Origin of the sequence: Formosa sejongensis, from assembly GCF_033447105.1 — a bacterium.
GTDB lineage: Bacteria > Bacteroidota > Bacteroidia > Flavobacteriales > Flavobacteriaceae > Formosa.
The window spans coordinates 1-23,741 of record NZ_JAWQUN010000018.1 but is presented as its reverse complement, the minus strand read 5'-3'; the positions used below and the strand labels follow the sequence as shown (position 1 = coordinate 23,741).

The following is a 23,741-nucleotide window of genomic DNA, read 5'->3' as shown; positions in this document are numbered from 1 at the left end:
ATGAAAAAAATTAATATCATTTTAATTTCAATAGTATCTATATGCTATCTCGCTTGTAATAAGCAATCAACTATAAAAAAAGAACATATTCAACTCGAAGAATCTCCTTATTGGGTTGTTCTTGATGCGTCAGAATCCATAAGTAGTAAAGATACTATTGGTTGGAATTTTACTTTAAATCATTCTGGGTTGTATTTTGTCCAATTGGTTCGTGATGGTATTCATGAAAATTCAGAAAATTTTGTAAATATCAAAGTAGATAATCATACAATAGAAGAACCTCTATTAAAAAGTTATATTATTAACAAAGGATCGAAACAACAAACGGTTACAGAATTTAAAAAAAATATCGATTTTAAAAATTTAAAAAACCATACGATTTCTTTACCATCAAATATTGATTTTTCAGAAATTAGATTAATCCCCCATTTCAAAAATCAAATAAGCCCAGGGAAATATAAAAGTGAATGGTTATCCATGCACAACTCACAGGAAAAACAAGCTGCTTTAAAATGGTTTAATGAGGCAAAGTTTGGGATGTTCATCCATTGGGGATTATACTCGCAAGCTGGAGGTATTTGGAAAGGTACGCGTATTGAAAAATCTCGATATCCTGGCCCTCGAGTAGCAGAATGGCTTATGTCAACCTTCCAAATTCCTAGAGACGAATATAAAGAACTTGCAAAAACCTTTAATCCTGATGTTTCCTTTGCTAAAAATATTGCAAAATTAGCAAAAGAAGCAGGCATGAAATACATTGTTATTACTTCAAAACATCATGATGGTTTTGCGCTGTTTGACTCAGCCGCTTCAGAATTTGATATAGTAGATGCGACCCCTTATAAAAAAGACGCCATTAAAGAACTGTACGATGCTTGTTTAGAAGAAGGCATAGATTTTGGAGTTTACTATTCTCATGGTAATGATTGGATGGATGGCACAGACGGAAATGTTTTGAGCATAAAAAAGCATAATGATTCATTAGGCATATACACTCATATGAGTGGTAAAAATTATTGGGATCCTAGTCCTAATACATACGAATCTTATTTTGAAGATAAAGCATACCCTCAAATTTCTGAACTCCTGACGCTTTTACCGAAACTAAAATTAATTTGGTTTGATGGAGAAGGAAATATAAATGAAGATCAATCTTTTCGTTTTTATAAATTAATTTACGACACCAATCCTAATGTTTTAGTTAGTAGACGTGTTGGTTTTGGCTATGGAGATTATGAAGATGCTGGAGACAATAAAATTCCGTCAGCCAATGAAGTGCTTGAAAAACAATGGGAAACCTGTGGAACAACTAATAACTCTTGGGGATTTAAATCTTATGACGAAGATTGGAAAAGCACTTCAGAAACCCTTTATTATTTTATTGATATAGCTTCAAAGGGAGGTAATTATTTATTGAATATTGGACCTAAAGGTAATGGTGATGTTCCCATTGCTAGTGCTAATATTTTAAGAGAAGTTGGTGATTGGCTCAAAATAAATGGTGAAGCTGTTTATGGTAGTTCGCGCTGGACAACTGTTAATGAAGGCCAAGAAGAAACCCTGTTAGAAGGTACAGGGCATCGTGAAGCAAAAGGATTCCAAAAAACATTCACAAATAAAGATTTTTGGTTTACAGCCAAAGATAATAAAGTCTATGCTATTTCGCTTGTACCTATTGAAAACAAAGTACACATCAAATCTTTTAGTAATCAAATGGGTACAATAAAAAACATAAAACTATTAGGGAGTGATGAAAAGTTAGAATGGCAACAAACAGATACAGAACTTACTGTTGAAGTTAAAAATCTAACACCTTCAAAAAATGGATACGCTTTAGAAATAACCTTATAAAAAATTAAAACTGAATGACAACACATAAGCATCACATGAATATTAAGCACATTTTTACAGTCTTAAGTTTACTAATTCTATTTAACTGTTCTCCAACACAGAGTACTATAGATTTATATGTAAGCGCAAGTGGTAAATCTGAAAATTCTGGAGAAAAAAACGCCCCTTTTTCAAATATTTCAGAAGCTCTTAAAAAAGCAAAAACCTTAAAAGCAAGAGACCAAAATGCTATCATTAATATCAATATAAGTTCTGGAGACTACGTACTATCTGCTCCTATTATTATTGATAATTATTTAAATAACATCAATATTATTGGCTCAGGAAGTTCAGAAGTAACCCTAAAAGGTTCGGTTCCTTTAAGTTTAAATTGGGAGAAATTAAATGATAGCATCTACGTTTCAGCTGTTTCCAAAACTATCAATTTTGACCAACTAGTAGTTAATGATTCATTACAGATATTAGCAAGGTACCCTAATTACAATGAAAATGGTAAAGATTGGCAAGGTCATGCTCCTGATGCCATATCTGTAGAAAGAATAGCATCTTGGGAGAACCCTATTGGAGGTATTGTTCATGCTATGCATGCTGGTAGATGGGGTGGCTTTCATTACACCATAAGTGGTATAAATGAAGACGGAACCGCTATTTTAGAAGGTGGCCATCAAAATAACAGACCCTCTGAAATGCATAAAAAATACAGAATGGTCGAAAATATTTTTGAAGAACTTGATAGTCCCGGAGAATGGTTTTTAGACAAGCAGGCAAACAAATTGTACTACTACCCTACTAAAGATGTCAATATTAAAAACTCAAAATTTGAAGGTGTTCAACTAAAAAACTTAATTACCATTAAAGGTACAAAAGATGTGCCGGTAAAAAATGTAAGCATAAAAGGCATAAAATTTCAATATGCCAAACGCACCTTCATGGAGAATTATGAACCTTTATTGCGTAGCGATTGGACCATTTATAGAGGTGGTGCTATATTTTATGAATATACGGAAAATTGTAAAATTTCAGATTGCGAATTGACAAACCTTGGCGGAAATGCCATTTTTGTAAGTGCTTATAATCGAGATTTAGAAATTGCCAGCAACCATATACATGAGTGTGGTGCAAGTGGAATAAGTTTTATAGGACACCCAAGCGCAGTCCGCTCACCTGCTTTCACCTATAGAGAATTTGTGGATATTGAAGATATGGATACCATTACTGGTCCAAAAAACGACTTATATCCTAAAAACTGCAAAGCGAACGATAATTTAATTTATAGAATTGGTCGTATTGAAAAACAAACTGCTGGTGTCCAAATATCCATGGCTATGGATATTACTGTAGACCATAATAGTATTTACGATGTTCCTAGAGCAGGAATAAATGTTAGCGAAGGTACTTGGGGCGGACATATTATTTCTAATAACGATGTATTTAATACGGTACTAGAATCGGGCGATCATGGATCTTTTAACTCTTGGGGAAGAGACCGTTTCTGGCACCCCAACAGACAAATTATGGATAGCCTAACACTTGCAAACCCTAAAATGCCTTATTGGGATGCCATACATACCACCGTTATAAAAAATAACCGTTTTAGGTGTGACCATGGATGGGATATAGACTTAGATGATGGATCTTCAAACTACGAAATCTACAATAACGTTTGTTTAAATGGTGGTTTAAAATTACGTGAAGGCTTTTCCAGAACTGTAGAAAATAACATTATAGTTAACAACTCCTTTCACCCACACGTTTGGTTTGCAAATAGTGGCGATATCTTCAGAAAAAATATTATGACCACAGGATATCGTAATATTCGTATAGATGTTTGGGGAGAAGAAGTCGATTATAATTTATTTCCAAATAAAGAAGCTTTAGAAAAAGCACAAGAAAATGGCACAGATGCCCATAGTGCTTTTGGGAATCCAAAATTTAAAAATCCTAAAAAAGGAGATTACACAGTTGCTGCTGATTCTCCTGCACTAAAATTAGGGTTTAAAAACTTCCCTATGAATCTATTTGGAGTTCAAAATCCTGAGCTAAAAGCCATTGCTAAAACCCCAATTATTCCTAAACTTAAATTGGAATCTAGTATGAAATCTAACACTGAAAATTGGCTAGGGCTTGAGGTAAAAGATGTAGAAACTTTAGGCGAACAATCTGCTTCAGGGCTGGATGAAATATCGGGTGTACTTGTTCTTAGAAAATCTAACATTGGTACTTTAGTGGATTCTGAAATTCAAATAGGCGATGCTATTATTAGTCTGGAAGGAAAAAAAGTAAAAAACACAGATGATTTAATCAAAATATACGAAGCAAATAAATCTAAAGAAACTCTAAAAATAAATGTTTTTAGATATCAAAAAAGCACCGAACTACTTATAAATATTAAATAATAATTATGAAAACAAATATCAAATTAATACTATTGGTTTTACTCTACCAGTCAATGGCCTATGCACAAAAGCCAAATATTATTTTTATTCTTGCTGATGATTTAGGCTATGGAGATCTCTCTAGCTATAATGAAAATTCTAAAATACAAACCATAAACCTTGATAAGCTAGCTACGGAGGGTGTTATGTTTACTGATGCACATACAAGTAGCGCTGTCTGTACACCAACACGTTATGGTATTTTAACAGGACGTTACAGTTGGCGTACAAAACTTAAAGAACATGTTTTACAAGGATATAGTAATGCTTTAATTCCAGAGAATAGAGAAACCATAGCCAGTTTATTAAAAGCTAATGGTTATAATACTGCCGGTATTGGTAAATGGCATTTAGGTTGGGAATGGGCAAATATTGAGGCAGGTCAAGATAGTGTTGATTTTAGTAAAAAAATTAAAAATGGTCCTACTACATTAGGTTTTGATTATTGGTACGGTTTTAACGGTTCGTTGGATATGGCACCATACGTATGGGTAGAAAATGACCAACCTACCATGGTACCGACTAAATATACTCGAAATAAAGGACAAGGTATGTGGCGTAAAGGACTTACCTCTGATGATTTTGTACACGAACAAGCACTACCAGAAATTACTAAAAGAACTGTAGATTACATAAATACAAACGCCAATAAAAATAAACCTTTCTTTATTTATATGCCTTTACCAGCACCACATACACCTATTTTACCTACCGAAGAATTTCAAGGTAAAAGCAAATTGGACAATCCTTATGGCGACTTTGTATTAATGGTTGATGATATGGTTGGGCAGGTTATGAAAGCGTTAGAAAAGCAAGGTATCGCTGATAATACAATACTTGTATTTACTAGTGATAATGGCTGTTCTCCTTTAGCTAATTTTAATCAATTAGCTACAAAAGACCACGACCCTAGTTATGTATATCGTGGACACAAAGCTGATATTTTTGAAGGCGGTCATCGCGTTCCTTTTATTGTAAGATGGCCAGAAAAAGTACAATCTGGAAAATCTAATCAATTAGTTTGTACTACAGATTTTGTTGCTTCAATGGCTGATGTCTTGAATATTAAAATAAAAGATAATGTTGCTGAGGACAGCTATAGCTTTGTATCTGCTTTAGATATTAAATCCAATCTACCAAAAAGAGAAAGCATCGTTCATCATTCAGTTAACGGCTCTTTTGCTTATAGAAAAGGAGATTATAAAGCCATTTTTTGTGCGGATTCTGGTGGTTGGAGTCTTCCAAAACCAAATTCTGAAGAAGCGAAAGGTCTACCCCCATTTCAGCTATATAATTTAAGTAGTGATATTGGAGAGGAAAAAAACCTTCAGGAAGAACAACCAGAAATACTTGAACAATACCGAAATGAACTTTCAAAAATAGTATCTAATGGTAGAAGTACCAAAGGTACTGTTCAAAATAATGATGGTCCTAAAACTTGGTCTCAATTAAGTTGGATGAATAATCTTGAAGAACAATAATCTAATTCATTGTGAATTAAACTAAGACATACTAAAATGAAAAAAATGTTTGACAGGTTAGTAATTGCAGGTATCACAGGATTATTATAAAAAACGGATAATCAAATAAATAATAATAAAAATATGAAATCAATTTTAAGTATTCTTTTTTTAGTTTTTACATTTTTAGCATCTGCTCAAAATGTAGAGAAAATAACCATCGAAACCTTATTAAATGAGATGGTTGATAGAGACGCAGTTGCACGTTTTCCAAAATCAAATTTCAGGTTAAAACAGGCGAGTAGTTACAATAGAGCTTCTGTAAAACCAGAAGATTCTGTTGGATGGTTCAGAAATCGTGATTTAAATAAAGGAGGTGAAGATCACAATTTTATTCGTACAGAAGAAACCAATGGTGAAAAAGAATGGGTATTAATGGATCATGTTGGTCCTGGAGCCATTGTACGAGTTTGGTCGCCATGGCTTAGTCAATTTGAATCAAATAGTGATATCATAATTCGTATTTATTTAGACGGTAATCCTAAACCCGTGCTAGAAGGCAATATGATAAGTTTATTTGACGGTACGGGGCTTATTCCTTATCCGTTTGCGCATCAATCGTTACGCTCTGGCGTTTCGTTTTACCCAATACCTTATGCTAAAGGTTGCAAAATCACAGCATTGAAAGTACCATTCTTTTTTCAATATACATACAGAGCTTATGATGAAGGTACGCCTATTCAAACTTTTACTATGGAGGATTTTGAGAAAGCAAAACCACTTACAGAAAAAATAGGGAAACAACTTTCGAATCCAAAAAACACGAATGAAGGTGAAATTATTTCATTTAAAGCGAAGCTGAAGTCTAACAAAGAAAAATCAATTACTTTACCTAATGGAACAGCAGCTGTGCGTTCTCTTGTTCTTAAATTAGACGATTACAAAGATCCGGAAATCATGCGCTCTGTCGTTTTAAAAATGGAGTTTGATGGACAACAAACCGTTTGGACTCCTATTGGTGATTTCTTCGGAACTGGTATTGGTTTAAATCCAGTTAAAGGGTGGTATCAAACCGTAGAAGATGATGGTACTATGTCTTGCCGTTGGGTAATGCCTTATCAAAAGTCCGGTAAGATTACCGTTTTAAATCTAGGAAAAAAGCCAGTAGAAGTTAAGTTAGAAGCAACAATAGGAGATTGGAAATGGGATAGTGAAAGTCTGTATTTTAATGCGGCATGGCGCGGACAATACCCCGTACCAACGCGTCCGTTTTCCGATTGGAACTATGTAACCTTAAAAGGACGTGGTGTTTATGTGGGCGATGCTCTAACCATTATGAATCCTGTTGCGAGTTGGTGGGGCGAAGGTGACGAGAAAATTTGGGTTGATGGTGAAGATTTTCCGTCAATTTTTGGAACAGGTACTGAAGATTACTACGCCTATTCTTGGGGAGGTATAAGCACTGATTTTTACGAACATCCATTTCATGCACAACCAAGAAGTTTTGTGTACAATAAACTAAATCGTAAAACAGATAACGAAAGAAATACCATGGGTTACAGCACAGAAACCAGAACGCGTGCCTTGGATATAATGCCTTTTGATAGCTCACTGCAATTAGATATGGAAGTTTGGAGTGGAACCGATTGCGACATGGGCTACGGTGTTGGTGTCTATTGGTACGGTGACAAACAAACCACTTCAAACAGAGTTCCAGACGAAAAAGAGGTTTTAAATGTGCCTCCTTTACCAAAAGACTTTCCTCAAAAATAAGAATATAATTCATGAAAAGTATTAAATGAATTTCTCTAGTTTTTGTTGTTTCTATCTTTAATAATTGGAGGCTGTAAGTCACAAAATACAAAAACTAGAGAAATACTTGTAAGCGATACTTTTATTATGAATCACGTAAAAACCAATACATACTAAAATGAAAAAAAACAAATTTTATTTATTATCAATAACAGTACTTCTTCTATTTTCTGGTGGCAAAAAAAAAGACTAAAGAAGTAAACTCTGAAACCTAACCTATAATTGTGTTGGGGCAATAATACGACGAAGTTTTATCAAAACTACAACAGAAGATCGACGAACTCTACGCTCAGACAATGCCGTAAGCAAACCGCAAAAAAACTAAAATATAATGAACCTCTATACATCCATTTTAATCTGTTTTTGCTTACTCTCAATGCAAGCATTCGCCATTGAAGTCCATGTCTCTCCAAAGGGCGATGATGCAAATGCTGGTACTCAAGGCGCACCCTTGGCTACTTTACAAGCAGCGCGCGACGCTCTGCGTAAATCCGGCCGTATTGGGAAAGAGCCTTGTTCGGTAATCATTCACGAAGGCTTTTATCGTTTGATTGAGCCGCTGCGGTTTGGTCCACAAGATGGAGGCAGTGAGGATTCGCCGGTTATCTATCGTGCGGCAGCTGGGGCTAAAGTGGTCGTTACTGGCGCGCAAATCATCGAAGGCGAATGGGAGTCGTGGAAGAATGACATTTTTAGAATACAAGTCGGAGATCTCGATGCGGTCGATCAACTGTTTGTCAATGGCAGTCGTCAGGTTTTAGCGCGCTATCCAAATCTCGGAGCGGGATTCGTTACTGAGCGTAAAGACAAGGCTGTCCCTGGGAAAGCAGCGGGTAATGTACCTTACGATGGCAGTGACCCAGACGCGTGGGGAGCGAAAAAGGCGCTATCTTGGGGAGATCCCACAGGAGCTTTTCTACATGGGATGCATTCAGGACTCTGGGGTAGTCAGCACTACCGAGTGATTGGAAAAAAATCAGATGGTTCGCTCAGCTATGAAGGTGGTTGGCAAAACAACCGACACAGCCCACCACACGAAGGATACCGCATGGTGGAGAATATTTTCGAAGAGCTTGATGCGCCGGATGAATGGTATCACGACACCCGTGGTGGTTGGCTCTACTACAAGCCAGCGGAGAACCTCGATCTAGCCTCGGCAAAGTTCGAAGTTATACTTCAGATAAAACACCTCGTTGAATTCTATGGCGCAGTGAAATCGCCCGTCGCAACCATGGAAATCATGGACTCAGGAAACGGCTTGCCTAAGACAGTGGTTGATACCTATGAGACGACTGAGCCTATCCGAAATATGAGACTCGAAGGGATTCATTTCCGCGGCACGGCCCGCACGTTCATGGCTACAATCGAACCTCTGCTCCGCAGTGACTGGTCGGTTTATCGAGGTGGGGCGATCCACCTTCGCGGCACGAAGGCAATCGAAATTGAAAAATGCACATTCGAAGAACTGGGCGGGAATGCTATATTCGTCGATGGATACAATCGCGGCACGGTGATTCGCGGGAATCGTTTTCGCGACAATGGTGCCACGGATGTGAACTTTGTCGGTTCATTTTCCGCGGTGCGGAATCCGTCCTTCAACTTTGGTGCGCCTGCGTATCCGCTAGATGAGATCGACACTGAAATCGGGCCTAAAACTGATGAGTATCCAGCAGACTGCTTGGTAGAAGATAATTTAATGACACGTTGTGGGCGCTTTGAGAAACAGACAGCAGGAGTTAATCTCTCGATGTCTTCTCGAATCACGATCCGCCATAACACCATCAGCCACACGCCCCGGGCTGCGATTAATATCTGCGATGGCACTTGGGGAGGGCATTTGATCGAATGGAACGACTGCTTTGAGACGGTTCTCGAAACTCACGATCACGGTGCACTCAATGCCTGGGGACGTGATCGCATTTGGCACAGCGCTAGCCCTGCCGGACCGAACGAACGCGATGAAACCGGTAAAGCGCTGATCAGTTACTTTGTTGAAAAGTATCCAAACTCACCGCGATGGGATGCCTATCAAACGACGATCATTCGCAACAATCGAATGCATTGTGAACATGGTTGGGACATCGATCTAGACGATGGCTGCACCAACTACGAGATCTATAATAATCTGAGTCTAAGTGGAGGCTTGAAGACACGTGAAGGTTACTACCGCACAGTAACAAACAACGTCATCATCGGCGGCTACACTTGTAATGTTCCGTATCCCAAACCGACCTACGACATCTTTGAGCGCAATATCCTGCTCGGAACGCGCATCTATAGTTCATCTAGCCCAGCCCTGTGGGGAGGCACACGCAATCACAACTTCGTGCACAACCCAACCGTTACAGAAACAATCGCTGCCGTTGGCCTGCAAGATGAGACCGGTGATGATGCAGGTAGTCTTTATGGCAACGCGCACTTCATTGCACCTGAGCAAGGCGACTTTAGCGTGGCATCCGACTCCCCCGCGCTTGAAGTTCGGTTTGAGAATTTCCCGATGGAAGGCTTCGGCGTGACCTCTCCAAATCTAAAACAATTGGCGGGATCGCCTCCGATTGAGATGCCCGAGAGTGCAGCACAGAACGTTTACAACCGTCCAAAGGAGACGAAGCTATTGGGCGCGACGGTCAAGAATCTCGATACGGAAGCAGAAGTCACCGCGACTGGCATGCAGGATCGCATAGGCGTGTATTGCATTGATGTCCCCGCAGCTAGTGAACTTGGCAAATACGGTTTCAAAAGCGGAGATGTGATTCTATTTATGAACGGTAGTTTCACCTCGGGAGTGAACACGCTCAAACGAGAGCTCTCTAAACTTAAAAGCGGTGAACACGAAGCCAAGATTTGGCGGGCACAAGAAGACATTATTCTCACATTTAACAAATAAACAGTAACAATATGATATCAGTAATAAAAGCATTATTTACATATGTGATAGCATCTACATCTATCTTATCAGCGCAAGAAATCGCCGATGATCCCGTTGAAACCTCGATAAATTAAATACATAAAAAGTGTAAACAAAGGCCGTTGGCCCAAAAACATGGCATCAATTAAATTGGATGAATAATCTAATTCATTTTGAATTAAACTAATACATACTAAAATGAAAAAAAACAAATTTTATTTATTATCAATAACAGTACTTCTTCTATTTTCTTGTGGCAAAAAAAAGGATAAAGAAGTCATATCTCCTACTAAGCCAAACATCGTGTTTATTATTACTGATGACCAAGGTTATGGAGATTTGGGGCATACAGGAAATAAAATTATAAAAACCCCAACTATAGATACCTTCTCTAATGAAAGTATTAACTTAACAAATTACCATGTTGGTACCACCTGTGCACCGACAAGAGCAGGTTTATTAACAGGTAGAAACTCTAATAGAAATGGAGTTTGGCATACCATAATGGGAGCCTCTATGCTGAACAAAGAAGAAATTACCATAGCCAACGTATTACAACAAAATGGGTATAAAACGGGCATGTTTGGTAAATGGCACTTAGGAGATAATGACCCGTTTAAACCTCACCAAAGAGGTTTTGATGAAGCTTTCTACCACGGCGGCGGCGGCGTAGGACAAACACCAGATTATTGGAACAACGACTATTTTGATGATACTTATTATAGAAATGGTATTCCTGAAAAAAAAGAAGGCTACTGTACAGATATTTGGTTTAATGAAGCTATAAATTTTATTGAAGATAAAAAAGACGAACCATTCTTTTGCTACTTAAGTTTAAATGCACCTCATGGCCCTTATAATTTACCCGAAGAATATTATGAGCCATATAAAGATGAAACTACTATTGACGAAGCCCAAAAGCGTTTTTATGGTATGATTACTAATATTGATGATAATTTTTTAAAACTGTTGAATAAACTTGAGACCTTAGGAATTGCAGAAAATACTATTGTTGTTTTTACCACCGATAATGGTACTGCAAGAGGCTATCAAACAAATGATAAAACCAATGAAGTATTTGGATATAATGCAGGAATGCGTGGTACAAAAGGTAGTGAATATGATGGTGGGCATAGAGTCCCATTTATTATTAGATGGCCAGATGGTGGTCTTTCTGGTGGTAAAAGTTTAAATGATTTAATAGCACACGTAGATATGCTGCCAACTTTTGCAAAACTTACTGGACTAAACTTTAAACCAACAAAAACTATGGATGGTGAAGATATAAGTGATTATCTTTTAGGAAAAACTGATGCACCAGAACGTTATTTAGTAACCGATACTCAGCGTGTTCCTTGGCCTATTAAAGGAAAAAACAGCTGCGTTATGGATGATGATTGGAGATTAATTAAAGGTAATGAGCTTTACAATATAGTAGAAGACCCGGGACAAGAGCATAATTTGGCTGAAAAACATCCTGAAAAAGTAGCAGAAATGAATGCCTTTTATGAAAGTTGGTGGGAAGATGTAATTAAAGAAACTAAATTTTCTGTAATTGAGTTGGGAGCTAATAAAACGGATGTCATTACCTGCCATGATGCTCGAACCATAGATTTTTTACCCCCATGGAACCAACAAATGATTCGAAAAGGTGACCCTATGGAACCTGCGCCATTTACTGTTAATTTTGTTAAAGCTGGGAAATACAGATTCCATTTAAGAAGATGGCCATCGGAAAGTGGATTGGCGCTTGAAGCTGAATTGCAAGATGGGAAACCAGAAACCAATCATACCGAAGCCATTGTGAATGGAAAATCCATGAAGTTTTCCAAAGCATATTTAAAAATTGCTGACAAACAAGTTGAAGTCAATGTAGATAATAAATTAGAGGCTGCTGTTTTAGAAATGGAGGTAGCTAAGGGAGAAACAGAGCTTTTAGCTTATTTTGATATGGAGGACGGAACACCTTGTAATGCTTTCTATATTGATGTTGAAAAAATGGAATAAAAAAATTGTTCAACCCATACCGACTAAAACAAATTATTTTTTGATGCTTCCTTAATTTGGAAGCATCATTTTTTTTGCCAAAATCTTATAAGAAATAGGCGTTTTTATGACGGAAACAAGTACTGGCAATCTAGAGGTGATAACGTATTAATTGCATGCATAGAACCTTTATTGCGTATCTGAAAAAAGTATAACTACAACATTAAGGCTAGTAATAACAAAATGACCATTGCTTTTGAAGGTCGTTTTTTTCGGAGCAAAAGGCATTGCCCCACTAGTAAATCCATCATGGGACCGTTTCACAGGTTTAAACTTCATATTGTAACTAGAAATACAAGAGAAATTTTAAATTTTATCATTGCACGAGTAAATATAGATGACAAAACACCTCTTCAAAAGAAAAATTTTTTAGGTAAAGTACACAAGGAATTATATGCTGATAAAGCTTATGTTGGTAAAATTTAGCGCAACTTCTTTTTGATCATGGTTTGCATTTAATTACAAATACTAAAAGTAATATGAAGCATTATTTAATGACTATTAGTGATAAAATCTCACTAAGAAAAAGCTTATCACAGAAAAATAAAATCATTATAGACTACCTAGTAAATTTATAACTATTTTATTAAACTACACTTTTAATAAATCCTCTCAATTTTATTTCCATTTCTAGAGGTGAGAGATATCCTAAACTAGAATGTAATTTTTCGGTATTATACCAATTAATATAATTATCAATGGACTCATATAATTGATTATACGATGTGAATTTAAACCGATACAGCCATTCGTATTTAATGGTTTTAAAAAAACTTTCAGCGACAGCATTATCCCAACAATTACCTTTCCTACTCATACTTTGGGTTATTTTAAGGTTAAAATTACAGAGATTTGTCATTTTGTTTGAAGCATATTGAACACCTCTATCCGAGTGAAAAATAAACCCATCACTAGTATTTCTTGTTTTCCGAGCGTCAATCCAAGCTTTTATTACGGTATTTTGAGTTGTCATATCCTCACTAAGTGACCAGCCAACAATCTTTCTATCCGCTAGATCTATAATAGTTGGCAAATAGTTCCAATTGTCATTAACTCGAATATAAGTGAAATCAGACACCCATTTTTTTCCTAATTTTTGACTATAAAATTCTCTATTTAATTCATTTTTAGCGATTAAGTATTGGTGATTAGAACCTGTTGTAATCACCAATTTTCTCTTTTAAACACTTCTTACCACCATTTCTTTAATCAGTAATCCTGTATAAGAACGGGAGTAAATCAAGCCTTCTCGTTCAAGCTTTTTTTGAATTCTACAGCTACCATAAATTTCTCTACTTTGCTCAAAAATAATTTTAACTTATTTGGTTTTAATACTAGAATTTAATAGTTCTATGATTTGTATATCCGCTTAATATCCACCAGCTGTAATTCTTGCTATGACTAGTCTATCAAATATTTTGTCTTTAAAATACCTTCTATTAAGTTTATAAACAAATTCATTTAAGTATAGTTGAAGGTATTTAGCTTTGATTTTATGATAGGTTCCAACAAAATTTCGTTTTGCATTGCTAATAGCTATATGTACCCATTTCAATGTTTCTTTGGTGGTTTGCTCTGTTGATTTCTCACTTATATGGATATCGACATAATCAGCAATATTCACGTATGACGTACTTTTATCTATAAATACAATGGATTCTTCATTTTCTATTGCCTTTTGTAGCGTTTGATCTGTACCTCCCATTTTATGGTCGGTAAGGACTTTTGCTTTAAATCATCTACATTGGCGATCAACTTTTCCAGTTGTAATATCCTCTAAAACAGCAGTCTCTGCCATTATCATAACATTAGATTTTGTTTTACTGCCACGACCTGCTTTTTGAGTTTTATGATCATGGTCAGAAGCCTCAATTGTAAAATAGCCTTCATCTGCCTCAATCATGCCTTCTAAAGTATAACGATCATCTCGATCTCCCATAGCTTTACGGAGTTTATGAACCATTGCCCAAACAGGCTCATAGCGCTTTAAACCTAATTGGCGTTGGATTTCTTTACTAGAGAACCCTTTCTTTGTGGTGCTTAATAGAAATATAGTTTTGTACCAGATCATAAATGACAGTTTAGAACTTTCCATTATTGTACCACTACGCAAGGAAATCCTTGCTTTACAGTTTTTACATTGATAACTCCATTTGTTCTGTAACCAGTAATGATCTGTACTTTGACAACGATGACAAGTAACACCTTCCGTATCACGCTGGGCCTTAAAATGTAATCGACAACTTTCTTCGTCTGTAAAATGAACTCCAAATGAGAATATATCCATCTTTAACTATTATTAATTCTCTTTAAATATAACAGTATTATTTGTCATTAGGGGTAATTACGGATATACAAAAAATATAATAAAAGAATTGTAAAAAATAATCTATTTCCTATACGGTAGATACTATCTAAATAAATTTGGACCGGTTTTCCTCCTTTAAAATAACAGAGCAGATTTTAATAAAACTTCGTAATAAATCTAAAAGTCATATTTCAGCGCAAGACATAAAAACGTCCTAAATAATTTTCTTTTTTTGTAATTTATCTATCACTTATTAGACTTAGTGAACATGACTCACACTTTTAAAGAATTTTCTACAAACGCTATTTTCAATATTGGAAATGAAGACGATTTAATTTCATTTAAAAAAGCCAAGCAATGTGAGTTTTATACTTTTATCTGGGCAAAATCAGAGTCTGTAGATCTTATTATAGACAGTGTACCATTTACAGTTAAACCACACAGCATTTTAGCGCTTACCCCTACTCAGTATTTACAATATACCAAAGGGTCTAATATTACCGTATATCAGTTCAATCAAGAATTTTACTGTATTAAGGACCACGATCAAGAAGTAAGTTGTGTGGGTATTTTATTTTTTGGAAATATTAATATTCCTATTATTCATTTAAATACAATTGAACAACTAAAATTTGAAACACTCCACGACGTTTTTATAGAAGAACTAGAAACCGAAGATAATATACAAGCCGAAATGCTTAGAATGTTAATGTCTCGGTTTATTATAAAAAGTACCCGATTACTAAAGGCTAAAGAAGGGATTATTGAAACGCCTAAAAGTTCCAAAGTCGATTTACTACGTGAATTTAATTTTTTAGTCGAACAGCATTTCAAAACTGAACATAGTGTGTCTTTTTATGCTGAAAAACTATTTAAATCGCCTAAGACCTTATCTAATAATTTTGCAAAACTAAACAGGAGTCCATTACAAATTATTCACCAACGTATTGTATTAGAAGCACAACGTTTATTAAGCTACACCGATAAAACAGCAAAAGAGATTGCTTACGATATTGGCTTTGAAGACGCCTCTCACCTCAGCCGATTATTTAAAAAACACACCACATTATCTCCATCAGACTATAAAAAGCGTCTAAACACTTTAAGTTAGGAAAAATTGACAAGCCTTAGGGCAAATTCTTCATTTCAGAGCACAGTCTTCTATCGCATCTTTGCATTGTAATATTAATACAATAACAAGATGAAATTAAAAAACATATCCATATTCAATCTCATAGAGATATTTACAAACAATCAAAAAGCAGTTGTGAATACCATTAGTCAAAAAACGCATTGTGACCAAGAACATATTCACGATTATTATTGTGATGCAGAAAAACCCTTTATAAGTTTAAATTAACAACACGGGAAAAAACGACATGATCTAGGGCATAACAGGCATTCCTTAGCATTGTAATATCACGCAACTTTGTACCAATAAAAAAATCAAAATAAATACTAATAAAACCTGAACACATTTCAGTATAACAATTTAAAATTATGACTACATTTAATATCCCAACAAAAGCAGACGTAAGTGCAAACAACCAAGCTATTTTCGATAACTTAAATAAAGCTTTAGGCTTTGTACCAAATTTATATGCAACCTATGCACATAGCGATACTGCTTTAGAAAATTATTTAACATTTGCCAATTCAAAAACATCCTTATCGGCTAAAGAAAAAGAGGTCGTAAATCTAGCTGTAAGTCAAGTAAACGATTGTTTATATTGTCTTTCTGCACACACAGCCTTAGGAAAGATGAATGGTTTTACAGACGCTCAAATCTTAGAATTAAGAGCTGGATATTCTACAGTAAACGACAAATTAGATGCTTTAGCAAAACTAGCGAAAAACATTACCGAAAACAGAGGGAAAACAGACGAAACTGTTTTAGAAAACTTCTTTAACGCCGGTTATACCAAAGGAAACTTAATAGATACTATTTCTTTAGTTGGCGATAAAACAATCTCTAACTATATACATAGCACAACGCAAGTTCCTGTAGATTTTCCAGTAGCACAACCTTTAGAATTAGCAACCATATAACATTAAATAATAACACAAAAAAACAATAAAAAGATGAAAAAATTTATAGCAGTAATCGTATTCGCATTGGCCTTTACAGTAACAGGACAAGCACAAGAAAAAATGAATACTAAAGCAACAACAGTGGCTTTAGAACAAACAAAAGGTGAGTTTACTCAAAAAACGTTAACCTTAGCAGAAGGTGATTATATTTTTGAAGTTGCCAATAACAATGTCGGTAAGGATGTGGGATTTGTTTTGGTTCCTAAAGGAGCAGATGCTTCTGATCAAAAAAACCATATAAAATCTGCTTATGTTACTAAAGCTGTAAAAAACAACACAACAGAATCTAGTAATATTACACCGTTAGCAAAAGGAGAATATGTTTATTTCTGCCCGCTAAATTCAACTCCTCAATATACGTTAATAGTAGAGTAGTTCTAAAAACAAGTCTATAGTGTATGTATTAGAAAAGAGCAATCCAACAGGTTGCTCTTTTCTATTTTTTATTTAAATTCTAATAATATCTATTCTATAAAAAGAGCCTTACAAACGGGATGTGATTTACCTTAAATTCTAGAATAAAAGATAAAGCGGTTTTAAAAATAGTCCTATCATTTTAAACTCATAATTGTAAGTTTTTGATTCTAATACTAGGTTTATGGAGATACAGATTAGGTCTACATCGTATAAAAATAATGCTTATTTTAGTGCTTAGTCAAGATTCCGTGCTATTCTTAACTATAAACGCTGAAGGTGATTAAAAAATGAGTACCGTTAAAACATATCAAAAAGTAAATGCCGTTAAGGAAAACGTAAGTTTTGGAATTTCCAAAATGGAAGATATTTATACCAAGCGCAACGGAAAAGTAGACGAACCACACCGGCACAATTTCTACACGGTTTTAATAATAAATACCGCTAAGGGACTTCATAAAATAGATTTTAATTCATATCCTTTAACAAACACACAAATTTTCTTAGTGGCTCCTGGGCAAGTACATCAAGTGATAGAAGCAGAAAAATCTGTAGGTTTCGTAATGACATTCTCTAATCAGTTTTTAGTAGAAAACGCTATTCCGCTATCCTTTATAAATAGTTTAAACCTTTTTCAGAATTACGGACAAACACCACCGTTATTACCAAGTCTAAAACAATTTAATACCATAGAAAATTATAGCAATCAAATCTTTAACTTATTCTCTAGTGATGTTAAAATGAAGGATTTATCTATTGGTGCTTTTTTAAAACTTTTGCTTATAGAATGCAACAACATTTGTGCGATTAATCCCATTGAATCGGATGTTGATACCACTGGAGATAATCTGATACGTAACTTTAAAAGCTTGGTCGATGACAACTACAAAAAAGAACACTCTACCTCCTATTATGCCACCCGACTACATATTTCGCCAGACCATTTAAACCGAACAGTAAAAACAAAAATAGGTAAAACGGCAAAAGAGTATATTCAATCCAGAATACTTACAGAAGCGAAAAGACTCCTCTATTTCACTGAATTATCTAATAAAGAAATTGGATATGACTTAGGCTATAATGAACCTGCTAACTTTAGTGCTTTTTTTAAAAAATGCACACAAGTTTCACCTTCAAACTTTAAAAAGAATGAATATAATTCCGAATAACGGATTTTCATAAGTTTACTCCTGTTTTTCATATTCCACAGTCCTCTAAACTATGCAATATTTGCATTGCAATTAATACTTAAGCGTTTAACAATTAAAATTAAAAAACAATGAACACCGTAATTCACAAAGCAGAAACAAGAGGAAAAGCAAATCACGGTTGGTTAAACTCAAACCACACCTTTAGTTTTGCTAATTATCACAATCCCGAACGTATGCACTTTGGTGTACTTCGTGTCTTAAATGATGACATCGTACAAGCAGGAATGGGTTTCGGTACACACCCTCACGATAATATGGAAATTATATCAATACCATTAGAAGGCGACTTAGAGCATAAAGACAGTCTAGGAAATGTGACTACAATTAAAGAAGGTGATGTACAAATTATGAGCGCAGGAACGGGAGTTACACATTCAGAATACAATAAAAACAAAGACAAAGAAGTAAAATTTCTTCAAATTTGGGTATTCCCTAAACAGAAAAATCAAGCCCCTCGATACGATCAAATTTCTACAGGAGATATTGAAAAAGATAATGAGTTTTATCAAGTACTTTCTCCAAATAAAGACGATCAGGGTGTGTGGTTAAATCAAGATGCTTGGTTTCATATCGGAAAATTTACCAAAGGAAAATCAGACACCTATACCATTAAAAAAGAAGGTAATGGTGTATATGCGTTTATCCTAGAAGGTGACGTAGATATTAACAACGAAAAATTGTCTACAAGAGACGGTATGGGCATTTGGGATGCAGAATCTATAACCGTAAAAGCTATAGAAAACGCGCGTGTGCTTTTAATGGAAGTCCCAATGAACAGATAATTTTATTCAATTTAAAAATATATAAAAATGGAAATCCAATTAATAGAAAACCAAACAAAAGGCTTCGCAATAGCAAAAGAGAACGGGAAAACAGCAGGTAAAATGACCTATTCTGTACCTGCTTCCGATTTTATTATCATAGACCATACAGAGGTAGATCCGGAATTTAGAGGGAAAGATGTTGGCAAAAAACTACTCTATAAAATTGTAGACATGGCGAGAGCTAAGCAAATTAAAATTCTTCCTTTATGTTCATTTGTCCACGCTATGTTTACAAAAACAGCTGAGATTAAAGATGTATTAAAAACCAATTAATTATGAATGCTATTAAAGAATACAAAAAGGACAATCTCATAGTAAATTAGAAATCCAAATAAACATAAATCTCTGATTTCATTAATAAAATAAATCCATAGCGAGTAATAAAACACAAATTTCACGACTCATACTCAGTATACATTTTAAGTTCTTATAATTATGGACTATAAAATCAAATCATTAACCTTCCGAAATGAAAAATTTACTCCTAAATAAAAACATTAAAAAGCTTAGTTTTCACGTGTTAAATGGGCTTTTGTTTTTTTGCGCCCTTTCAATACACGCGCAGGATACAAACAAAAAAATGGATTTAATTATTGATGCTGATACTGCAAATGAAGTAGATGATTTATATGCTGTTGTTAGAGCGCTTTTAGAACCTAATTTCAATGTACTAGCTATAAGCTCTGCGCAATTCCATACCTCTCCATTAGCGTCAGAATACACGGTTAACGAAAGTCAACAGATTAATGAAGATATTATACGATTAATGAATATTCAGGGTATTTCACTTCCGTTAGGAAGCAATACGCCTTTAACAGAATATGGTAAACCTGTACCTTCCGAAGCATCCCGTTTTATTATTGAAGCGGCTCATCAAATGAAAGGTAATCAAAAACTGAATGTCGTTGTTTTGGGCTCATGTACGAATATCGCTTCTGCAATTTTAGAAGACCCTTCAATACTTCCTAAACTAAAAGTGCATTATCTTGGTTTTTGGCACACACCTGACACCAATATTTACAATAAAAAAGAATTCAATTCAGGAAACGATCCTATTGCTGTGGAAGTTTTACTCAACGCAAAAGCATTGGATCTTGATATCATGACAGCGACGACGAGTCAGCATTTAGTATTTACAAAGCAGGAAGTAGATAGGCATTTAGCAGACAAAGAAGGCATTTCTAGTTATTTAATAGATAGATGGGAAACCTATAATCGCTGGTGGACAAAAGATGATCCCGAAAAGAAAAAATGGACCATGTGGGACGTTGCTATTATTGAGGCTCTAGCACAGCCTGAATCGTCTACCCTAAACTATTTTTTAACTCCTCCAGAAAATACACAACGTGATATTGGCATCTATACACATATAAACGCCGATGAGATGACTACTAATTTTTGGAGTACTTTAGAGCAATTATAACTACACATTATTATGTTTATTGACCAACAAACGCCTGCAGAAGACATTAAAAAACTGTTACAAAACATCGGTTTTTTTAATACTGAAAATGAATATATTACCAAAGTAACCAAACCTGGTGAAGGTAATATGAATGTGGTTTTACGTATTGAAACCAATGTCCGCTCATTTGTTTTAAAACAATCTCGCCCATTTGTCCAAAAATATAAGACTATTGAAGCGCCCATAGAACGTATAGATGTCGAATATCGGTTTTACACTACTATTGCAAATAATGCTTTACTCAATAAACATTTCCCTAAAATCCTAAACTATAATACTGAGCATCATCTTTTGATTTTAGAAGATTTAGGACAGTGTGAAGACCTAAGCAGTTTATATAAATCCGATAAAATGGCAATAGAGCAACTGGAATTACTGGTTAATATTGTTGCTCATATTCATAATTCAGAAGCAACAAAAGACTATCCGAAGAATAAAGAATTAAGGGAATTGAATTATCAACATATTTTCGAACTTCCCTTTATGGAACATAATGATTTTTGTTTAAATGATGTTCAACCGGGATTAGAAGCGCTTTCTATACCGTATAAAAAGGACGAATTACTGAAAGAGAGAATTAAGGTTATAGGACGTAAATATCTATCGGATGGAACGACCTTATTACACGGCGATTATTATCCTGGCAGCTGGATGACAAAAAACGATCATATTTATATTATAGATCCTGAGTTTAGCTTTTTAGGGTTTCCGGAGTTTGACCTTGGTGTATTTGCAGCGCATTCTATTTTAATATCACAAAATAAAAATGCACTTTTTAGTATTGAGAAAATCTACCCTTATAACATAGATAAAGAACTGTTAGCTCAAATAACAGGTATTGAAATTATGCGTCGATTGATTGGTTTAGCTCAACTCCCGCTGTCATTATCTCTAAAAGAAAAAGAAAGTTTGTTACAGTTAGCATATAATTTAATCATGAATCCTTCTAACTACACGACAACAAAAAACGAATGGCTAACATAAGCAATATATAATGCATGGCTAGCACGCTCCCACTGACCTTAATTTGCTCTGATTTCTTGTTCCGTTTTTATTTGCTAAATTAGGTGCTTAAACAATTCCATTATTCAAAATACACCATGGCGTTGTTTCCAATTACACATGCGGTTAGAATGCTTATCACTGAATTCGTTTGCTTACGATATCGATTCAAAAATGCTGTGATTTAAAACAGAGCCGCTAAGTCACCAGTGGCTATGATTTTTAAGGACATACAATAGTAAGATAAAACAACCAGCGCTTAAAATAGAGAGTTTTATGAGCCAAACAGCTTACAATAAAATCCGATTTATCGGATATGCAGTACCAACAACCCCGGCTGATGTTGTAGATATAGGAAATCCAAATGGACCCGGAGCAGTTGCTGGGTATTACCTCGCAAACACCAATATCCATGCAGATATAGACGCGAGAATTGCCATCATGAAAAATGCAATAGAATTGGCCGCTTCAAAATTACCTGCTTCAGATGGGACAACCTTAAACCTTTTTGTCGCACCCGAATTTTATTTTCATGGTGTACATGGTCCTTATATTTATACAGACAAATCGAACGATCCGGTGACGTATTTAAAGCAACAATTGGAATCCTCTTTTAATAACGAGACTTACAAAGACTGGACATTTGTTTTCGGGTCGTGTATTACCACATTGGTAAAAGATATTGATTCTGTTCTGGCTTCGGAAAGCGCTCTAACAAAAAATAGTATTGTAGAAAATCTGTCTAAAAACTGGTTAGATTCTTACGGCCCGTTAAAAGGTGTTATTTTAGATATGCTGATAAACTTTATTAAGAACAGTCATGGATATCCAAACTGTGAAGTGCGCAACAGAAGTGTTATTATAAGTCATGCGCAGGTAACAACACCAGATAAAACCGTTAGCGCAAATGCTATGATAACGGAAAAATACTATTGCTCTAACGAAGACTACTTATTGTATTCTACCAACGGAAGCAAAGTAGTTACAGAGCAAATGGTAGCTTACCCGATAATCGATTTATCTACAGGAGATGCTAAACATGCCGTAGACGATATGTATGCTATTTTCAATCAAAATGGAACGGCAGGCACGACTCAGATGGCTGTAGAAATATGCCTCGATCATGCAGATGTTAGGTTGAGAAAAAACACAGACAATTTATCGGATTCGGTTACTAGCATCAACGTTCAAATTATGCCATCTTGTGGTATGCAAATTATAGGTGAATCTATTGCTGCTGGAGCCAATGGTTTTGTATTTAACTGCGATGGTCAGTATTTTTTAAATGGTAATGCTACTGGTGCAGAAGCAATAAAAATGGTGAATTCTGTTTACGCTAATTATTCGAATCATGAAACTTATAATGGGCGTGCTATTTCATATGGTGCACATACTCAATTTGCACAGGTTTTGGCTGGACCAATAAAAGGAAACCCAATTTCTAGCGGAGCTTCTAATGCTGTAACCAAAAAACAAACGTCTACAGATTGCTTAAAAGTTTACCCTGTTACCGTTCCAGAACATCTTAACTTTTCCGATTACTTCGCTGGAGGTCCTGGAGAGATTCATATTTATGGGAGCGAAATACCGTTTGATTTAAATTCTTAATTATAAATTCTAAAATATATCACCAAAAAAAACACTGACAAAATAAGGTCTTAATAAAAACATTATAAGATGCTATAATTAAAGATAGTATTGTTGAAATAATAGCATATACAATGAGATAACATAACATGGTTGTATTCAACACTACAAAACCAGGAACGTATTTTGTTGATATTTAACAAATTAAGACCGTTGCAATATTTAATAATTTTCTAAGTTCCATGTTTTTTAAATGGATTTGACTTACTTTTTATCTTAAAAAAAAGATTTTTGTACTATTTCTTGATTTTATAGGTCTTTCTATTA

16 protein-coding genes and 2 pseudogenes are annotated in these 23,741 nt (G+C 35.1%); 16 read left to right on the top strand and 2 right to left on the bottom strand.

Annotated elements, in window-relative coordinates:
* The 7 genes from R6X41_RS14920 (at nucleotide 1) to R6X41_RS19800 (ending at nucleotide 12,938) form a co-directional block, all read left to right on the top strand.
* A complete protein-coding gene (locus R6X41_RS14920; protein ID WP_318501145.1) occupies nucleotides 1-1,851 on the top strand; it encodes an alpha-L-fucosidase in 1,851 nt (616 codons plus the stop codon).
* 14 nt (nucleotides 1,852-1,865) lie between these two features.
* Nucleotides 1,866-4,247, top strand: a complete 2,382-nt coding sequence (locus R6X41_RS14915) for a right-handed parallel beta-helix repeat-containing protein (protein WP_318501144.1) — start codon at nucleotides 1,866-1,868, stop codon at nucleotides 4,245-4,247.
* 5 nt (nucleotides 4,248-4,252) lie between these two features.
* Nucleotides 4,253-5,767, top strand: coding sequence for a sulfatase family protein (locus R6X41_RS14910; protein ID WP_318501143.1), 1,515 nt, complete (start codon nucleotides 4,253-4,255; stop codon nucleotides 5,765-5,767).
* A 123-nt stretch (nucleotides 5,768-5,890) separates the two neighbouring features.
* Nucleotides 5,891-7,519, top strand: a complete 1,629-nt coding sequence (locus tag R6X41_RS14905; protein ID WP_318501142.1) for a glycoside hydrolase family 172 protein — start codon at nucleotides 5,891-5,893, stop codon at nucleotides 7,517-7,519.
* Between the two features lie 370 nt (nucleotides 7,520-7,889).
* Nucleotides 7,890-10,445 (top strand): right-handed parallel beta-helix repeat-containing protein, encoded by a 2,556-nt coding sequence (locus R6X41_RS14900; protein ID WP_318501141.1) that lies wholly within the window; start codon nucleotides 7,890-7,892, stop codon nucleotides 10,443-10,445.
* A gap of 219 nt (nucleotides 10,446-10,664) precedes the next feature.
* Nucleotides 10,665-12,473, top strand: coding sequence for an arylsulfatase (locus tag R6X41_RS14895; protein ID WP_318501140.1), 1,809 nt, complete (start codon nucleotides 10,665-10,667; stop codon nucleotides 12,471-12,473).
* A 222-nt stretch (nucleotides 12,474-12,695) separates the two neighbouring features.
* A complete protein-coding gene (locus R6X41_RS19800) occupies nucleotides 12,696-12,938 on the top strand; it encodes a transposase (protein ID WP_412176272.1) in 243 nt (80 codons plus the stop codon).
* Nucleotides 12,939-13,098: 160 nt separating this feature from the next.
* On the opposite strand, the pseudogene R6X41_RS14890 reads toward R6X41_RS19800, so the two are convergent.
* Nucleotides 13,099-13,830 (bottom strand): annotated as a pseudogene (locus R6X41_RS14890) (IS3 family transposase); the annotation flags it as partial.
* 51 nt (nucleotides 13,831-13,881) lie between these two features.
* Nucleotides 13,882-14,799 (bottom strand): annotated as a pseudogene (locus tag R6X41_RS14885) (IS1595 family transposase).
* Between the two features lie 289 nt (nucleotides 14,800-15,088).
* Here R6X41_RS14885 and R6X41_RS14880 point away from each other — a divergent pair.
* The 9 genes from R6X41_RS14880 (at nucleotide 15,089) to R6X41_RS14840 (ending at nucleotide 23,435) form a co-directional block, all read left to right on the top strand.
* Nucleotides 15,089-15,931: a helix-turn-helix domain-containing protein gene (locus R6X41_RS14880; protein WP_318501139.1), complete on the top strand. Its 843-nt coding sequence runs from the start codon at nucleotides 15,089-15,091 to the stop codon at nucleotides 15,929-15,931.
* 389 nt (nucleotides 15,932-16,320) lie between these two features.
* A complete protein-coding gene (locus tag R6X41_RS14875) occupies nucleotides 16,321-16,869 on the top strand; it encodes a carboxymuconolactone decarboxylase family protein (RefSeq protein WP_318501138.1) in 549 nt (182 codons plus the stop codon).
* 33 nt (nucleotides 16,870-16,902) lie between these two features.
* Nucleotides 16,903-17,286: a cupredoxin domain-containing protein gene (locus R6X41_RS14870; RefSeq protein ID WP_318501137.1), complete on the top strand. Its 384-nt coding sequence runs from the start codon at nucleotides 16,903-16,905 to the stop codon at nucleotides 17,284-17,286.
* A 329-nt stretch (nucleotides 17,287-17,615) separates the two neighbouring features.
* Entirely contained in the window at nucleotides 17,616-18,494 is an 879-nt protein-coding gene (locus R6X41_RS14865) for an AraC family transcriptional regulator (RefSeq protein ID WP_318501136.1), read from the top strand.
* A 110-nt stretch (nucleotides 18,495-18,604) separates the two neighbouring features.
* On the top strand, nucleotides 18,605-19,318 hold the full coding sequence (locus R6X41_RS14860) for a pirin family protein (protein ID WP_318501135.1): 714 nt from the start codon (nucleotides 18,605-18,607) through the stop codon (nucleotides 19,316-19,318).
* A gap of 27 nt (nucleotides 19,319-19,345) precedes the next feature.
* Nucleotides 19,346-19,633, top strand: a complete 288-nt coding sequence (locus R6X41_RS14855; protein ID WP_318501134.1) for a GNAT family N-acetyltransferase — start codon at nucleotides 19,346-19,348, stop codon at nucleotides 19,631-19,633.
* Nucleotides 19,634-19,940: 307 nt separating this feature from the next.
* A complete protein-coding gene (locus tag R6X41_RS14850) occupies nucleotides 19,941-20,783 on the top strand; it encodes a nucleoside hydrolase (protein ID WP_318501133.1) in 843 nt (280 codons plus the stop codon).
* A 12-nt stretch (nucleotides 20,784-20,795) separates the two neighbouring features.
* Entirely contained in the window at nucleotides 20,796-21,809 is a 1,014-nt protein-coding gene (locus R6X41_RS14845) for a phosphotransferase (protein WP_318501132.1), read from the top strand.
* Between the two features lie 294 nt (nucleotides 21,810-22,103).
* Nucleotides 22,104-23,435 carry a hypothetical protein gene (locus R6X41_RS14840; protein WP_318501131.1) on the top strand — a complete coding sequence of 444 codons (1,332 nt, stop codon included), beginning with the start codon at nucleotides 22,104-22,106 and terminating at the stop codon, nucleotides 23,433-23,435.
* Nucleotides 23,436-23,741 lie beyond the last annotated feature (306 nt).

Coding starts and splice junctions, on each gene's coding strand:
- R6X41_RS14865 (WP_318501136.1), top strand. CDS start 17,616: ATGAGTACCGTTAAAACATATCAAAAAGTAAATGCCGTTAAGGAAAAC.
- R6X41_RS14915 (WP_318501144.1), top strand. CDS start 1,866: ATGACAACACATAAGCATCACATGAATATTAAGCACATTTTTACAGTC.
- R6X41_RS14910 (WP_318501143.1), top strand. CDS start 4,253: ATGAAAACAAATATCAAATTAATACTATTGGTTTTACTCTACCAGTCA.
- R6X41_RS14870 (WP_318501137.1), top strand. CDS start 16,903: ATGAAAAAATTTATAGCAGTAATCGTATTCGCATTGGCCTTTACAGTA.
- R6X41_RS14920 (WP_318501145.1), top strand. CDS start 1: ATGAAAAAAATTAATATCATTTTAATTTCAATAGTATCTATATGCTAT.
- R6X41_RS14895 (WP_318501140.1), top strand. CDS start 10,665: ATGAAAAAAAACAAATTTTATTTATTATCAATAACAGTACTTCTTCTA.
- R6X41_RS14845 (WP_318501132.1), top strand. CDS start 20,796: ATGTTTATTGACCAACAAACGCCTGCAGAAGACATTAAAAAACTGTTA.
- R6X41_RS19800 (WP_412176272.1), top strand. CDS start 12,696: ATGACCATTGCTTTTGAAGGTCGTTTTTTTCGGAGCAAAAGGCATTGC.
- R6X41_RS14840 (WP_318501131.1), top strand. CDS start 22,104: ATGAGCCAAACAGCTTACAATAAAATCCGATTTATCGGATATGCAGTA.
- R6X41_RS14880 (WP_318501139.1), top strand. CDS start 15,089: ATGACTCACACTTTTAAAGAATTTTCTACAAACGCTATTTTCAATATT.
- R6X41_RS14860 (WP_318501135.1), top strand. CDS start 18,605: ATGAACACCGTAATTCACAAAGCAGAAACAAGAGGAAAAGCAAATCAC.
- R6X41_RS14855 (WP_318501134.1), top strand. CDS start 19,346: ATGGAAATCCAATTAATAGAAAACCAAACAAAAGGCTTCGCAATAGCA.
- R6X41_RS14875 (WP_318501138.1), top strand. CDS start 16,321: ATGACTACATTTAATATCCCAACAAAAGCAGACGTAAGTGCAAACAAC.
- R6X41_RS14900 (WP_318501141.1), top strand. CDS start 7,890: ATGAACCTCTATACATCCATTTTAATCTGTTTTTGCTTACTCTCAATG.
- R6X41_RS14850 (WP_318501133.1), top strand. CDS start 19,941: ATGGATTTAATTATTGATGCTGATACTGCAAATGAAGTAGATGATTTA.
- R6X41_RS14905 (WP_318501142.1), top strand. CDS start 5,891: ATGAAATCAATTTTAAGTATTCTTTTTTTAGTTTTTACATTTTTAGCA.